The 14748-nt window shown below is 62.9% G+C and carries 13 protein-coding genes and 4 tRNA genes; 12 read left to right on the top strand and 5 right to left on the bottom strand.

All coding sequences use genetic code 11. From position 1 onward, the window contains the following. Positions 1-28: 28 nt before the first annotated feature. The 4 genes from ACOYYX_RS33145 (at position 29) to csrA (ending at position 1711) form a co-directional block, all read left to right on the top strand. A tRNA-Arg gene (locus tag ACOYYX_RS33145) sits at positions 29-102 on the top strand. A 44-nt stretch (positions 103-146) separates the two neighbouring features. Further along, a tRNA-Arg gene (locus tag ACOYYX_RS33150) sits at positions 147-220 on the top strand. A 288-nt stretch (positions 221-508) separates the two neighbouring features. Next, on the top strand, positions 509-1249 hold the full coding sequence (locus tag ACOYYX_RS33155; protein ID WP_422926940.1) for an RNA polymerase sigma factor: 741 nt from the start codon (positions 509-511) through the stop codon (positions 1247-1249). A 249-nt stretch (positions 1250-1498) separates the two neighbouring features. Next, the gene (csrA, locus tag ACOYYX_RS33160) at positions 1499-1711 is read left to right on the top strand and encodes a carbon storage regulator CsrA (protein WP_422926941.1); all 213 of its coding nucleotides are present in this window, start codon (positions 1499-1501) and stop codon (positions 1709-1711) included. 143 nt (positions 1712-1854) lie between these two features. Here the strand turns inward: csrA and ACOYYX_RS33165 are convergent, their stop codons facing one another. After that, positions 1855-2415 carry a DJ-1/PfpI family protein gene (locus ACOYYX_RS33165; protein WP_422926942.1) on the bottom strand — a complete coding sequence of 187 codons (561 nt, stop codon included), beginning with the start codon at positions 2413-2415 and terminating at the stop codon, positions 1855-1857. Positions 2416-2758: 343 nt separating this feature from the next. On the opposite strand from ACOYYX_RS33165, the gene ACOYYX_RS33170 reads away from it, so the two are divergent. After that, positions 2759-2833, top strand: a tRNA-Glu gene (locus tag ACOYYX_RS33170). Positions 2834-2968: 135 nt separating this feature from the next. Here ACOYYX_RS33170 and ACOYYX_RS33175 read toward each other — a convergent pair. Together ACOYYX_RS33175 and ACOYYX_RS33180 are read right to left on the bottom strand one after the other, a co-directional pair. Further along, the gene (locus ACOYYX_RS33175; RefSeq protein ID WP_422926943.1) at positions 2969-4231 is read right to left on the bottom strand and encodes a dicarboxylate/amino acid:cation symporter; all 1263 of its coding nucleotides are present in this window, start codon (positions 4229-4231) and stop codon (positions 2969-2971) included. A gap of 74 nt (positions 4232-4305) precedes the next feature. Next, positions 4306-5250, bottom strand: coding sequence for a histone deacetylase (locus ACOYYX_RS33180; RefSeq protein WP_422926944.1), 945 nt, complete (start codon positions 5248-5250; stop codon positions 4306-4308). 184 nt (positions 5251-5434) lie between these two features. On the opposite strand from ACOYYX_RS33180, the gene ACOYYX_RS33185 reads away from it, so the two are divergent. The 7 genes from ACOYYX_RS33185 (at position 5435) to ACOYYX_RS33215 (ending at position 12294) form a co-directional block, all read left to right on the top strand. Further along, positions 5435-7168, top strand: coding sequence for an ArnT family glycosyltransferase (locus ACOYYX_RS33185; protein WP_422926945.1), 1734 nt, complete (start codon positions 5435-5437; stop codon positions 7166-7168). Positions 7169-7234: 66 nt separating this feature from the next. Next, a complete protein-coding gene (locus tag ACOYYX_RS33190) occupies positions 7235-8593 on the top strand; it encodes a nicotinate phosphoribosyltransferase (protein ID WP_422926946.1) in 1359 nt (452 codons plus the stop codon). A gap of 311 nt (positions 8594-8904) precedes the next feature. After that, positions 8905-9651, top strand: a complete 747-nt coding sequence (locus ACOYYX_RS33195) for a ParA family protein (protein WP_422926947.1) — start codon at positions 8905-8907, stop codon at positions 9649-9651. Further along, the gene (locus tag ACOYYX_RS33200) at positions 9644-10537 is read left to right on the top strand and encodes a ParB/RepB/Spo0J family partition protein (protein ID WP_422926948.1); all 894 of its coding nucleotides are present in this window, start codon (positions 9644-9646) and stop codon (positions 10535-10537) included. Before ACOYYX_RS33195 ends, ACOYYX_RS33200 begins: the two co-directional genes overlap by 8 nt. Before the next feature lie 493 nt (positions 10538-11030). Further along, positions 11031-11738, top strand: coding sequence for a hypothetical protein (locus ACOYYX_RS33205; protein WP_422926949.1), 708 nt, complete (start codon positions 11031-11033; stop codon positions 11736-11738). A 7-nt stretch (positions 11739-11745) separates the two neighbouring features. Beyond that, positions 11746-12174, top strand: coding sequence for a response regulator (locus ACOYYX_RS33210; RefSeq protein WP_422926950.1), 429 nt, complete (start codon positions 11746-11748; stop codon positions 12172-12174). Positions 12175-12219: 45 nt separating this feature from the next. Then, positions 12220-12294 (top strand) — tRNA-Pro (locus tag ACOYYX_RS33215). A 281-nt stretch (positions 12295-12575) separates the two neighbouring features. Here ACOYYX_RS33215 and deoC read toward each other — a convergent pair. Both deoC and ACOYYX_RS33225 read right to left on the bottom strand, forming a co-directional pair. Continuing rightward, positions 12576-13259, bottom strand: a complete 684-nt coding sequence (gene deoC, locus ACOYYX_RS33220; RefSeq protein WP_422926951.1) for a deoxyribose-phosphate aldolase — start codon at positions 13257-13259, stop codon at positions 12576-12578. 93 nt (positions 13260-13352) lie between these two features. Beyond that, positions 13353-14636: a hypothetical protein gene (locus ACOYYX_RS33225; protein ID WP_422926952.1), complete on the bottom strand. Its 1284-nt coding sequence runs from the start codon at positions 14634-14636 to the stop codon at positions 13353-13355. Positions 14637-14748 lie beyond the last annotated feature (112 nt).

The following is a 14748-nucleotide window of genomic DNA, read 5'->3' on the forward strand; positions in this document are numbered from 1 at the left end:
GAGCAGAATTGGTGCGTCGCCTCAAAACGCGCCCGTAGCTCAGGTGGATAGAGCGGCGGTTTCCTAAACCGCAGGCCGCAGGTTCGAATCCTGCCGGGCGCATCGTAGCTCGATTCTCGACGCAACGACGCAAAGCCAACTCCAACGCGCCCGTAGCTCAGTCGGATAGAGCAACGGTTTTCTAAACCGTCGGTCGCAGGTTCGAATCCTGCCGGGCGTACTCCCGACCTGACCCAGGCGGTTTCGACCTCCACACCACCAGGACGAAAGTGGCCGCACGACCGAGTGACCTTGCCTTGCTCACGCGAGCCTGACACCGTCCCAGCCCGTGATCGCTCGAGTGGCCTGCCTCTTGCATAAGAAGTCGTGTCGGGTATACCCTTGACACCGTTTTCAATCTAAGGTTTGATGACGTCATGCGGTGCCCCCTGTCGTCACTCGTGATTCGCTGCGTTCCACGTGAAACCCCCGCGACACGAGCCGGCTCCCCTTCGAGGTGGACCTGAACATGGACCTCCCCGAGCGTGGAGTAACCACGAGGTCCGGTGAGAACCTCACCGACCTTGAAACCAGCTGGACGACGATTCGAAACGCGCACTGCCCCGGTCCGGTCGGCCAGGCGGCGATGGGCGAATTGATCAGCCGTTACCACGACGCGGTCGAGCGATACCTGCGCCTCAAGCTCCGCGATCGCAACCTCGCCGATGAGGTCTTCCAGGAGTTCTGGACGAAACTCCTGACGCACAAACTCGCTGGCGCGGACAACAACAAGGGGCGGTTCCGCGACTACCTGCGGACCGTTCTCCACCGCCTCATCATCGACCACTTCCGGACGAGGAAGCTCCAGCCGCTCCCGCCCGGCGACCTGCTCGACCCGGCCAGCCCCGACGCCGACTATGATCGCGTCTGGCGTGAGGCCGTCATCAAGCGCGTCTGGTCGCGACTCGACACCTACGAGATCAACACGCCCAAGAATCGCTACGCGAGCGTCCTGCACCTCCGCGTCGGCAATCCCAAGGCTTCGATCGACGAACTGGCCCAGCAACTGAGCCAGCAGAACGCTACGTCGATCAGCCCCGAGGCCTTTCGCAAGACCCTCCAACGGGCCAGGGCCAAGTTCCTCGAACTGCTCATCGTTGAGCTTCGAGAGACGATCCATCCCGCCTCTCCCGAGGACATCGAGGCCGAAATCTTCGACCTCGGTCTCGGCAACCTCTATCGGCGCTATTCCTCGGACAACGACGGCTGAGGCCGTCGAAGGTCTGGCCAGGAATAACTCACTACGCCGACGTTAGCCTACGCAGAACACCCAAATTGAATGGGTGTGAACTTGGGAAATTTCCACAACCTCTTGACCACCTAACCCTGCCGGTTAGAGTTGTAGGGAGGATGTGAGAACGGCCATTGGATGGAAACACCCCAAGTTGGTCATTTTTGAGCGAGTCCGCTCGAGAATGACCCCCCCAAGCCAAGCCTGCTTGGCCTGAGAGGAGCGGCGATGCTTGTTCTCTCCCGTAAGAAGAACGAAAGCATCATTATCAACGACAACATCACGGTGACCATCATCGAGATCCGGGGCGATAAGGTTCGCCTGGGGATCGAGGCGCCGAAGGATGTCACGGTTCATCGTCGCGAGGTCTACGAGGCGATCCAGAACCAGTCGAGGACCCGGGATCACGACACCAGGCCGATATCCCAGGATCCGAGCTAACCAGTTTTTTCTCCCGAGCCTTCCGTCGGTCCCCACCTCACTCCGCCCTTCCCGGCTTTTGAATGACGGGCTACGCCGACGTACCCAGGCCTTAACGATCCAACAGCACGATGCCTCGGTCGAGGGTCCGTAGATCGCTCGATTCAACGAGACTTCACGCCCTTGAGGACCTTCACGAACTCGCGCATCCAGGGTCCATTATCCGGCCAACCTCGGACCGTGACGATGACCCCGTCGACGACCACCTCGCGATCGACGAAGTTCACGCCCGCCGACGTGAGGTCGATCTCGAGGTCGGGATAGGCCGTCATCGTCTTGTTCTTGCCTGCGCCTGCGGCCAGGAGGAGCAATGGACCATGACAGGTCGCGCCGATCGGCTTGTTGGCCTCGAGGAAGTGCCGGACGATCGCGATCACCTTGGGTTGCTTGCGGAGGTACTCGGGGGCACGACCGCCGGGAAGGACGAGCGCGTCGTACTGCGACGGGTCGACATCATCGATCGCGACGTCGACCTGCACGCGATAGCCGAGTTTCTCGGTGTACGTGTCGAATCCTGGCTCGAAGTCATGGATGACCGACTGGATCGGACGCTTCTGGGGCGCGGCCACGTCGACCTTCCAGCCTTCCTCTTCTAGGCGGTACTTCGGGTAGTAGATCTCCTGCGCCTCGCCCGCGTCGCCCGTCAGCAGCAAGATCTTGAGCATGGCCCCACCTACCCTTCACACCTCGTCAGGATTCATCCCTTCAGCCGCCAATACCCTAGCGAGTCGAATCCGCCGTCGCAACTGAACGCTTCGATTAGGCCTGAAACGGTGTTGCATCGCTCTCAGGATCGAGGGACTCATCCTTGAGTAACCGGTGGATGATCTGTCTCCATGTTCCATCGTTGTGCTTCCGCACTGAGGGACTTCAACGACCGGGTTCAGACTCTGAAATGCTCCTCCGACATCTGTTTGAGAATAATCCTGAGTATGAACGAAGTTCTCGGACTGGCCCCTTGACCAGGCCCGAGCTACTCGTTAAATTAACTCTCGTCCGAGTGACACCGGCCCTGTCGTCTAGCCTGGTCTAGGACACATGCCTTTCACGCATGCAACACGGGTTCGAATCCCGTCAGGGTCACTTTGATGGCGTGAGCAAGAGCTCACGCCATTTTTTTTGCGCGCTGGCCACCAAAGCCACCGCATCCTGTAGCGCAAGGCCTTCCTTGGCCACGCGATCTGCGATCCCTATCTCATCCCGAAGCCGCAGGCTCTCTCAGACCGAGGCAACACCCGCCGCGTATTCTGGATCGATCGACTCCTCATCCGAAGTCTTCTCAGGCGGATCGAATCGATCCAGCAAGACCGCAACCAGGATGTCGCTGGTGACGTTGGTCATGGCCCGGCAGCGCGAGAGTAGCCAGTCGACCGTCATCAGGATCGGGACGATCTCCGTGGGCAGCCCGACCGTCGCCAGTACGAGGGCCAGCGAGATCAGACCGGCGTCGGGAATGCCCCCGATGCCGATGCCCGCCAGCAGACAGCAGAACGCCGTGAGGAATTGCTGCCCCAACGTGAGCTTGATCCCGTACGCCTGGGCGACGGCGAGCACGGCCATCGCCTCATACAACAAGATCCCGTCGTTGTTGAGGTTCGTCCCGACGCACGCGGCCAGCCTCGCCGAGCGGTCGGAAACCTTCATGCGCTCCAGGCAACGAAGCGTGACCGGCAACGACGCCAGGCTACTGCTCGCCCCCATGGCGTAGACCACAGCATCCTTCGCCCCCGCCCAGAAGCGTTTCAGCGGGTAGCGAGCCACGAGGATCAGCCATCCCTGGTAGACGAGGAACACCTGAAGTCCGAGGCCGAAGACCGTCACAAGCACGTAGGGGGCCAATCCTCGGATCGGTCCGAAGCCCTCGTGGCCGATCGTCTTGGCAACCACCCCGAAGACTGCCAGGGGCACGAACTTGATCACGCCCGAAAGCAGCAGGCCGAAAGTTCGGTAGAGCGTCGCGATCCCGTCCTCGATGGCTCGAAATGCGGAATCACCCCTCGCCAGTTGCTCGTTCTTCACGAGCCGAAGCGCGATCCCGATCATCACGGCCAGAACGACAATGGAGATGATCGTGTTGTCGAGGAACGGCTTCACGACGCCCGTCGGGATGGAGTCGGTCAGGGCTTTCGAGAAGTCGATTGACCTGGCGGCGGCGAGTCCGGCCGATGCCGACGTCCTCGCGTCCGACTTCGCAGGCGTGCTCAGGTAATGCCCGGGCTGGAGGACGTTCGAGAGCAAGAGTCCGAGCACAATCGCGAGCACCGCGTTGGTCATGGCGATGCCCACCATGATCAGCCCGCCGCGGAGCTTAACGTGAGTATGCAGGAAACCGTCGAGCACGGCGAGGAACAGTAGCGGTCCCGCCAGCCCCTTGATGAGGTCGATCAGGAGCTTGCCGAGGTCGCCCAGGGGCGTGGCTCGCTCGCCCAGGAACATGCCAATGACGGCGCCGAGCACCATCGCCAGGAGGATCCTGGCCACGAACGGGAACCCTCTACGCCGTGACCCCGGTGTCGTCTCCTCGAAACCCGATGCCTCCTGGTCTGGTGTCGAGTTCATGTTTCCGGGGTCGCTCCCAGAGTCTTGAGGTGCAGATCCACGCAACCGGCGAGCCGGGAGACGTTGTAGCCGCCTTCGAGGAGGCTCACGATCCGGCCCTGGGCATGGGTCTCGGCGATTTCGACGACGAGCTGCGTCATCGGGTCGAAATCCTCGGTCTCGAGGCCCAGGCTGCCGACGGGGTCCTCGGCGTGGGCATCGAACCCTGCGCTGATGAGAACCAGTTCCGGGCGGATGTGATCGGCGAACGCCTCGAGACCCGCCCGGTAGGCGGCGAGATACTCCTTGCGTGAGACCCCGAACCGGATTGGCAGGTTCTTGGTGAATCCCAGGCCGGCGCCGGTGCCGGTTTCGTTCTTGGATCCCGAGCCCGGGTAGAACGGCGAGCGATGGATCGAGAAGAAGGCCACACGAGGATCCGCGTAGAAGATCTCCTGGGTACCGTTGCCGTGGTGGACGTCGAAGTCGACGATCAGGATCCGATTCACGTCGAACTTCGCGACGGCATGCGCCGCGGCCACCGCCACGTTGTCGTAGAAGCAGAACCCCATCGGCTCGGCTGGGCGGGCGTGATGACCGGGTGGGCGAATTGCGCAGAAGGCCCGATGCCCCTCATGGATCAGGACCTCAGAGACGGCCTCTGCGGCGGCACCCGCGGCGAGGTGGGCCGCCAGATTCGACTTCGGGCAGACCCAGGTATCTTCCTCGATCAGGCCGCCGCCTTTGGCCGTGTAGAGCGCCAGTCGATCGACGTACGCCGCGTCATGGACCCGGAGTAGTTCCTCGCGCTTGGCCTCGCGGACCAGGCCGGGGTTGCAGGCCTTACGAACGCCCGAACGGTCGAGTTGACGCAGGATCGCCTGGAGCCGCTCCGGACGCTCCGGATGAGGGGGAGGGGGGACATGCTCGAGCATCCGCTCGTCGGTGTATAGGCTCAGCATCCTCGACATCCCTTGCGTCTCGAGCGTCTCACTTCGCGTCATGTTTTTGGCGACTGAACCCTTGAGACTAAGTGGGGCCGGCGCACTCGTCAATCGACTGCCCGTTCCACGTGAAACCGCGTGGGATGGGGAAGTGAGCACGTCGGGGATGAGATCGGGATCGGGTTTGGTTTAGAATCGGCGCATGGAATCCAAGAAGTGGTCGAATCGCCGCGAACTCATCGCCTTGTTGGCCTGCGTCCTCGTCGGCGCCGTCATCCGACTCTGGATGTTCGGCTCGCTCGGGCTGACGCACTTCGACGAGGGGATCTACGCGTTCTCAGGTGCCTGGTCGGTCACGAGCGGTTCGGTCGCCGGCATCGACCCGATGGTGATTCCGTACGCTCCCGCGGGCTTCCCGATCCTGGTCGGCCTCAATTATCTCGTGCTGGGGGCAGGGGACGGGGCGGCGATCCTGGCTTCGACCTTCGCGGGGATCGCCACGATCCCGCTGGTCTTCTGGCTGGCGAGACGGACATTCGTGTCGGGAGCCGGGATCTCGGCTGCCGTCCTCGCAACACTCTCGATGGCTCACATTGCTTTCTCGCGCAAAGCACTCACGGATGCGCCGTTCCTCTTCGTGTGGACGCTGAGTTTGACCCTCGGCGGAAGGTTCCTCGAGTCGCCGAGGTTGGGCCGCGCCCTGGTGTTCGGGATCGCGGTCGGGGTCGCGCAAAACTTCAAGTATAACGGTTGGCTGACGGGGATCATCATCATCCTGGCTGCGGCCATCGGCCCGGTCGTCGACTCGGAGAGTCGGACTCGAACCCACCTTCTCCGGACGTTTGGATTCGGGCTGTTAGCCGCCTTGCTGGCGTTCCTGATCTATGCCCCCTGGTACGACTTCGTCGAGCGACATGGCGGCTACTCCGACCTCGTGCGGCACCATCGCAGCTACCTTTCGCCGCCGTCTGCCTGGTTCTCGAATTGGCAGCAGCAGCTCAAGCAAGCGACGGCACTCTCGGGGGGCAAAGTCTGGTGTGCAGCTGCCTGGAGTCTGGCCTGGCTCTCGGCGATGTGGGCGGGATTCGCCGGCGCACCTAACAGGAAAGGGACTCGTAGTCTGCGAATCTGGTTGGCGGGAGTTCTGGTCGGTGGAGCAGTCGTCTTTGCCGGGATCGGCTCCGCCTCGTGGTGGCTCGGGTGGGTCATGCTCCCGCGACTTTTGCAGAGATCGCCCGCGACTCGGGTCATCGCCGCATGGTGGCTTCTGCTCTCGATCATGACCCCGTTCTATCACCCATACGCCCGGCTCTGGCTGCCGTTGGAGGCCTGCGGCTGGCTCATCACCGCGGCCTCGATTCGAGAATTCCTCGCGTTACTCGGATCGGGCGATGAGGCCGAAGCGGACGAGATCTTGAATGCCCGACCGATCAGGTGGATACCGGTAGGTGTCTCGACCGTCTTCGTGATCGCGGTGTTTATCCTTCAGCCGATGGGTAAGCCCTTTTCGCTCAGTCGAATGTTCCAGGGGACGAGTTCGATCCGAGATGGGGTCGCGAAATTGGCGACGACTCAGGTGCCGGGTTTGTCGCAAGGGGACGAGATCCTGGTCCTGGGTCGCAGGCCGATCAGTTTCTACCTGGCGATCCAGGGTCGATTTCCCTTTCGACTGGTGGCGGGCCTGGATACGCTCCTTGCATCAGGACCGAGGCCGAGGTGGGCTCTCATCGACTCGGTCCAGGTGACCCAGGACGCTGGGCCTCGTGCGCTCCCTTCTCTTTTCGAACGCACCTCGATTCGTCAACGTGTCTGGGCCGAGTCACTCGATCCGGTCACTCTGCTCGACGTCCGCAGCTCCGCGGCCGAGGGTCGCAATCTCGACGAAATGGCGGAAGGCTGGCTAATTCGGATCGAGGGAGAGGCGAAGACACCCTAAAGAAAGAACCGAGGGCGGCTCGACTGCCCAAGGTCATCTCTATCGTAGACAAGGCACAGGCATCCGATGGCAATCGAACCCCCCGTCTCCCTCTGGCCGGACCCCGATCATCTCGGCACCGTCACCGACCTGTATCAGCTCACGATGATCGCCGGCTACCTCGCCGCGGGGAAAGACGGGCAGTTGGCCACGTTCGAGCTCTTCGTCCGCAAGCTACCGGAGAACCGGGCGTACCTCGTCTTCGCCGGCCTGGAGCAGGCCATCGCCGACGTCCTCCGGCTCACGTTCTCCGGCGAGCAAATCGACGACTTGAGGAAATGGCCCGTCTTCGCGAGGCAGCGCCCGCGCTTCTTCGACATGCTCGCCTCGCTCCGATTTGAAGGGGATATCTGGGCGGTCCCCGAAGGGACCGTCGTCTTTGCCGGGGAACCCCTCCTTCGCGTGGTGGCGCCGCTGCCTCAGGCCCAGTGGCTTGAGACCCTCCTCCTTGCCTCGCTTGGCTATCCGATGCTCGTGGCGACCAAAGCCTCTCGCGTCGTGGAGGCGGCCGCGGGACGCGACGTCTACGACTTCGGGGCGAGGCGAGGGCAGGGGCCTCACACCGGCTTCCTGGCGGCTCGGGCCGCGTACCTCGCGGGGTGCGCCGGGACAAGCCACGTGGAGGCGGCGAGGCGCCTCGACATCCCCTGCGTGGGGACCATGGCCCACTCGTGGGTCCAGTCGTTCGCGAGCGAGGCCGAGGCCTTCCATACGTTCGCCAGGATCTTCCCGGACTTCTCCACGCTGCTGGTGGATACGTACAACACCGATCACGGCGTCCGCACGGCGGCCCGCATTGAGCCGCCGGTCCAGGCGGTGCGCATCGATAGCGGCGACCTCCTCGAGGACTCCCTGAACGCCAGGCGCATCCTCGACGAGATGGGTAGGACGGGCGTGAAGATCCTGGGCAGCGGCGACCTCGACGAGAACGCCATCGCTCGGCTCGTGGCAGGGAATGCACCGTACGACGCGTTCGGCGTCGGGACGCAGCTCATCACAAGCCGGGACGCGCCGGCTCTCTCGCTCGTGTATAAGCTCGTGGAACTCGATGGCGTCGGCAAGTACAAGCTCAGCGCGAGCAAGAAGACATACCCGATGGCCAAGCAGGTTCATCGCTATCGGGGAAACGACGGCCTCTTCTCTCACGACCTCGTCACCCTGGCCGATGAGACCTGCGGCGGCGAGCCGCTCATGAAGTGTGTCGTCGAGCAAGGCAAGCTCGTCGAACCCTATCCGTCGCTCTCGAGAATTCGCGAGCGTTGCCGAGAACAGGTCGACTCGTTGCCGTCCGACCTGCGAGGACTGGAGCCGCAAGGCAAGTACCGGCTCGAGTACAGCGACGAGCTCGAAGCCGAGGCAATCCGCCATGGAGTTCGACACGCTTAGACTTGAGGCATTCTCCACATTCTCACGCATCGAGTTGGGCCCTCGATCGTATCACCCCGGGATCATTTTTTCGTTCGCTCTAACTGGTTTGCCCCGACTGCGTACCTACCTTCCTCGCCCCAAACTCTCAGGGATGCGCCCCTCGTGAGCTAAACTTTCGACGCGGAATTGGTCGAGTAAAGAACCCGCCTCGCTCGCTAATCCGAGTGGCTTGGCGAGACCGAAACCCAAAGGGAAGGGTAGGGGAGGGATCCCTCGGGATTCCGCCCTGGTCGCGTTGCTCCGTTTGGCCGCACAGGAGGTGCGCGAACGTGGCCAGAATCATCAGCGTGGCAAACCAGAAGGGGGGCGTCGGCAAGACGACCTCCGCGATCAACCTGTCCGCGGCACTGGCCAAGGCGGGGCGATCGGCGCTCGTGATCGACGTCGATCCTCAGTGCAACGCCACGAGCGGCCTCGGGGTCGAGCCGGCCGATCGCCACCCCCTGCTCGCGGGCAAGCCTCTGGTGGAGTCCGTCGTCGAGACCTCGACGTCCAAGCTATTCGTCCTCCCAGGATCGCAGAGCCTGGCCGACGCCGACGCCCTCTCCGCCTCCAACCGGCAGAGGGCCTCGACCCTCCGTCAGCAGCTCAACGGCGAGCTCGGCGAATACGACTACATCTTCCTGGATTGCCCCCCGTCGCTCGGCCAGCTCACCCGAGCGGCATTGGGTGCGTCGGGGGAGATCTTCATCCCGATTCAATGCGAATACTTCGCCATGGAAGGGCTCTCTCAGATCATCGAGCTGGCCCGTCAGACCAAGGCGAAGGAGAACCATCGGCTCGAGATCGGCGGCATCATGCTCACCATGTATGACCCCGCACTCGACCTGGCGAACGAGGTGGTCGACGAGGTGAGGGGCTATTTCGAGGACACCGTCTTCGAGACCTTGATTCCACGGGACGTCCACATCAGTGAGGCGCCAAGCCACGGCGTCAGCGTGCTCGACTATACGCCGAGGGCCAGGGGAGCCTGGGCCTACGCGGAACTTGCCATGGAGGTCATCGATCGTGAATAAGCGACGTCTGGGGCGTGGTCTCGAATCATTGCTCGGCAGGGAAGATGGCGGGATGGAGCCGGGGAACGTCGATCCGACCGACCTCTCCTATATCGCTGTCGACCAGATCGACCCCAATCCGTTCCAGCCCCGTCGGACCTTCGACCCGACCGAGATCGCCGCGCTCGCGGATTCGCTCCGCCAACACGGGATGCTCCAGCCGATCCTGGTCCGCCAGGTCGACGATCGCTACCAGCTCATCGCGGGCGAGCGTCGTCTCCGGGCGAGCATCGAGGCCCGCCTCCACGAGATCCCCGCCCGGATCATGGAGCTGAATGACCAGCGAGTCAGCGAGCTCGCCATGGTCGAGAACCTCCAGCGCGAGGATCTCAACGCCCTGGAAAAGGCGGCCGCCTTCCGCGACTACCTGTCCAACTACGGCGGTACCCAGGAAGAGCTGGCAGGTCGGCTCGGCCTCGACCGCTCCACGATCTCCAACCTGATCCGCCTCCTCGATCTGCCGGAAGAGGTCCAGGACGCCGTCCGCAGCAAGCAGATCACCCAGGGCCACGCCCGCGCCCTGCTCGGCCTGCCCGATGCCGAACAGCAGCTCGCCGCCTGCAAGCGCGTCATCGCCGAGAGCCTCTCGGTCCGACAGACCGAGGCCCTCGTCGCCACAGGCGAGCCGACCGTCGCTCGCACGCGGATCCGCAAGGACGCCGCCGACCCCGGCTCGCTCCCCTCGCAGGGGAAGGCCCCCCACTTCGTCGAGGTCGAGCAGCACCTCTACCAGCGCTTCGGAACCCCGGTCCTCATCCGGGTCCGCAGCAAGGAACGCGGCCAGATCGTGATCGACTTCAACTCCCAGGAAGAGTTCGATCGCGTGACGGGCCTCATCCGAGGCTGAGCCGCGGCTCTACTCGAAGTCACAGACCATGCAGGGCAGAGGGGCTTGGCCTTCCACCGAAGGCCAAGCCCCTCTGCTTTTTGCATTTTCAGGTGGATGTCGAACGTATCCTTTCCCCAAGCTCATCCCTTCGTGAAGCCGACGTCATGGAACAGCACCTCCAGGAACTCAATCCCAGACCATTCAAAGACTTCAGGTTCAGGTGATCATCTGTTTCAGGTCGATAGAGGGCTTCCCATTTCCAGGGTGGGGTAGGGGATTCGAGAACCGATGTTTCCACGCCACGAAGGTCGCCTCCGTGTTTAAGAATTCGAGCCCGGCCCCGAATACACGGGATTTTAAGGCTCTCTTCCACAAACTTTACGAACCTCGACAGATGGCACCTCGATTGCTCCGGGATGAACCGCCCTCACGAACCTCGCCAGTTGCCCGAACTCTGTACTTAGACTCTTAAGTTGGACGACGCGATGACCTCCACGGGAGAGTCTAATTAATGGACTCCTTGACGCTCGAACGCACTCCGGCGCAGGAGCTGCGAGATTCCCTCTTTCAGGTCGTCACCGATCCCAGTCAATCTGACTCGTTGCACAAACTCCTGGGAGCCTTCTGTCACCAGAGCCGAAATGTCCTGAACTCGATGAAGATGAGCTTTTACCTGGCCAAGCGCGACCACCACGATCCGACGACGGATTTCTGGTGCGACCTCGAGCCCGGTTATCGAATCATTGAACTCTACTTCGACCGCCTGCAGGCGATCTGCCGCCCGGTTTCGCTGCTGCCCCTAAACGTCTCGCTCGAGATGCTGATCGACGAGCGGCGTCAGGATTGGGTCAAGGTGATGGAGCAGAATCGCCGGGCCTTGCGATTCATCGAGCCCGCCGAAGCGACGAAGGGGCATTATGACCCGAATCGGCTGCGGGACGGGCTCGACGCCTTCATCCAGTGGCGTGCCATGAGCGGCCCGCCCGACACCGAAGCAACGCTCGCCTGGGCGTGCGTCGACGGACGATTTGTCATGGAGTGGATCGAGGAAGGAGGTGCCGAAATCGACTCTTCCGCATCCGACGATGGACCTGCCACTCTTTCGCTTCCCTATCTCGCTCGAGTGATTTCAGCCCACGGAGGGACTCTTGATCTCGACTTCTCCCAGGGTCTACACCTACGAATCCAATGGCCAGCGGCTCCCTCAACTCGACGATGAGACCAAGATGACTCTAACCCTGGCCCCGTCGTTCGCCGCGCAGTCGCGGACTCAGCAGCCTTACGTCCTCATCGTTGACGACCACATCTCCAGCCTGAAGCGGATGTCTCAGATCATCGAGAGGGCAGGGCACGCCTGCGAGACCGCGGAGTCGGCCAGTCAGGCCGTGGCCATCTGCGACCGCCGCCGGCCGCAGGTCGTCGTCACCGACCTCGCCATGCCCAACCTCGACGGCTGCGGACTCGCCTCATGGCTGGGTGCCCGTTACCCCTCGATCCCGCTGCTCCTGATGACCGGACAGATGCTCGACGCCCGCGAGCTCGTCGACCTCCGGCGTCGTTTCACCGCCGTTTTCCCCAAGCCCGTCGACGTCGACTGGTTCCTCGAGTGCCTGGACCGCCTCATGCCGGCTCACGGTTTTTCGAGCCGACCTTGACCTTTCGACCGGTATAACTTTAGGATGCGTTCCGTCAGACCCATTCGGGGCGTAGCGCAGCCTGGTTAGCGCGCCTGCCTTGGGAGCAGGAGGTCACCAGTTCGAATCTGGTCGCCCCGATTCTGTAGCAAACGCATCCACCTTTCGTTCGCTCTCGCCGCTATTCACCCTCGATGCAGTTTCCCCGATCGAGGATCCTCGCTGGGATCCGGTTGGTTTCACGTGAAACCGCCGAAACGCGTGGCACGTCGAGCATTGCGTTCATATTCGCTACGTGAACATGCTCGTGGAATATGGTGTCGATTGAGGCCGGTTTCGAAAGATCAAAGGCGTCGCTCCGGGCCGTGAAATCGACCCGAGGCGACGCCTTTCTTCGTGCCTGGCGTCCGATTCAGTCAGTTTCAGTGACCGAGCCTCGCCTTGAGTTCGTCGAGGATCTCGGCGGTCCAGCTGGAACCGATGCGGTCGCAGCCGAGTTCGGCGACGGCGATCATCGAGTCGAGGTCCCGAATTCCGCCCGCGGCCTTCAGCTTCACGTGGTCAGGGGAGGCCTTGCGCATGAGGATCAGGTCCGAGTTCGTGGACCCTCCGGTGCCGTAGCCGGTGGAGGTCTTCACGTAGTCGGCGTTCACCTCGCCGCAGATCTCACAGAGCTTGATCTTCTGGGAGTCGTTGAGGTAGCAGTTCTCGAAGATCACCTTCACGATCGCGCCCCCATCGTGGGCGACCTTGGTGACCTCGGCGATGTCGTCGCGGACGAGGTCCCACTCGCCGGCGATCGCGTGGCCGATGTTGATGACCATGTCGAGCTCGGTCGCCCCGTCGGCCATCGCGTGTCGCGACTCGAAGACCTTGACCGCCGTGGCATGCCCGCCGTGGGGGAAGCCGATCGTCGTCCCCACTTCGACGTCTGTGCCTCGCAGGATCTCGCTCGCGAGCTTCACGGCGAAGGGCTTGATGCAGACGCTCGCCACCTGGTAACGCGCTGCGAGGCGGCAGCCCTCGGCGAGTTCCTCGGGCGTGAGGATCGGGCTCAGGAGCGAGTGATCGATCCGCTTGGCAATCGACTCGTAGGTTAGCGACATCAGGAGGGAACTCCGGAGAGGAGAGTCGACGGGTCTGGAACTCGCCGAGGTCCGCATCCGGAACGCGTTCCGGGGAACCTGAAAGCGACGGCCTCAGCGCACCGGGTAGAGCGAACGACGCGATTCCAATGCCGATTTCGGCGGGGGGTTCGGCCGCTTCGACGTGAGGTTCGGTCGGAACATCATGAGCACGACGAGGGGGAGGTAAAGCAGGACCAGCGTCCCCCCTTCTTCCAGATACCAGAACTGGCTCGCGACCAGGAGCGCCGCGCTCAGGGCGATCAGCTCGCCGAGGTTCTTCTGGGCCGGCCAGAGCGTGGTGACGAGCACGAGCGCCAGATACAGGATGAGAACCGGAAGGCGATAAGTCCCCTCGATCCCCGACCAAAAACTGCCCGAAGGAGGGGGTTCGACGCCCGGGAAGATCCCGACCTCGGCCAGGCTACGGGCCCCGAGCGCCCTGGCCCATTCCGAGAGTCCTGGCACCTTCGCGCCGATGAGCCCGCAGATCGCCACGGCACCGAGCCCGATGAGCAAGAACCGCCATGCCCCTCGGCCTCGATAGAACCCGGCCCAGGGCGCGACGAGCCCGAGGCAGGCGGGCATCCATCCCGCGGCGAGGCCGATCAGGACGCCGCTGAGGCTCGGGCGCATGTAGCAGACGAGTGCCCAGACGATGAGCGCAGCGGGGATCACCTGACCGCTATCGACGAGCGCAATCCTGGTGTAGGGGGATATGAGATAACACGTGGCCGCCGCGAGCCCGGCTATAGGCCTCTCGAAATGTCGCCAGCCAACGATGATCAGGCCAATGGCGAGCGCCAGGTGCGCGAGGCTTGCAAGGACGCGCGAGACGATGACCTGCGGCCGTTCTCTCCTCAACGAGCTAGGGAGGATCAGGCTCCGCTTGAGGACGTCGTCGAGTTGCTCGACAGCGTCGATCGACTTCGGGGTGGGGGAGGTATTCACACGCCCCCCGGGATCCGCCGGGTTCCGCTTCGCGCCGTCGTCGACGGGGAGGCTCACGGTCTCGGCGACGAGGAGCCCGAGCACGCCGATGGAGAGGCAGGCGAGTCCCGCCGCATTCAGGTTCGGCTCGAGCAAGGGTCGACGTGTCAGGCCGAGGTCGAGGAGGCAGCGGACGAGCCAGAAGGCCGATCCGAAGAAGAGCCAGACGAAGGCGATCCAGGGTTGATTCGCGCCGTTGCCGACGAGGATCATCATCCCCGGTGAAAGGGCGAAGAGGAGCAGCAGGTCGAGGTTGCGCACGCTCCAGACGCGGCTGAACTTGAAGAAGAGCGTCAGGCAGCCGGTCAGCGACAAGAATAGCCAGACTTCAGGACCGATCCCCAGGTCCTGTACCAACGAACCGCTCACGGTGTCCTCTCTCTGCGGTGGAATGCGTCGATGAGAGATTCGCGGAGGGGGCGACTCGAAACGAGTCGCCCCGCATGGCTCAATCGGAGAGAATCTTAAATGTCCTGCGTGA

It is taken from the genome of Singulisphaera chitinilytica (assembly GCF_049331405.1).
In the GTDB taxonomy this organism is placed as follows: domain Bacteria; phylum Planctomycetota; class Planctomycetia; order Isosphaerales; family Isosphaeraceae; genus PoT.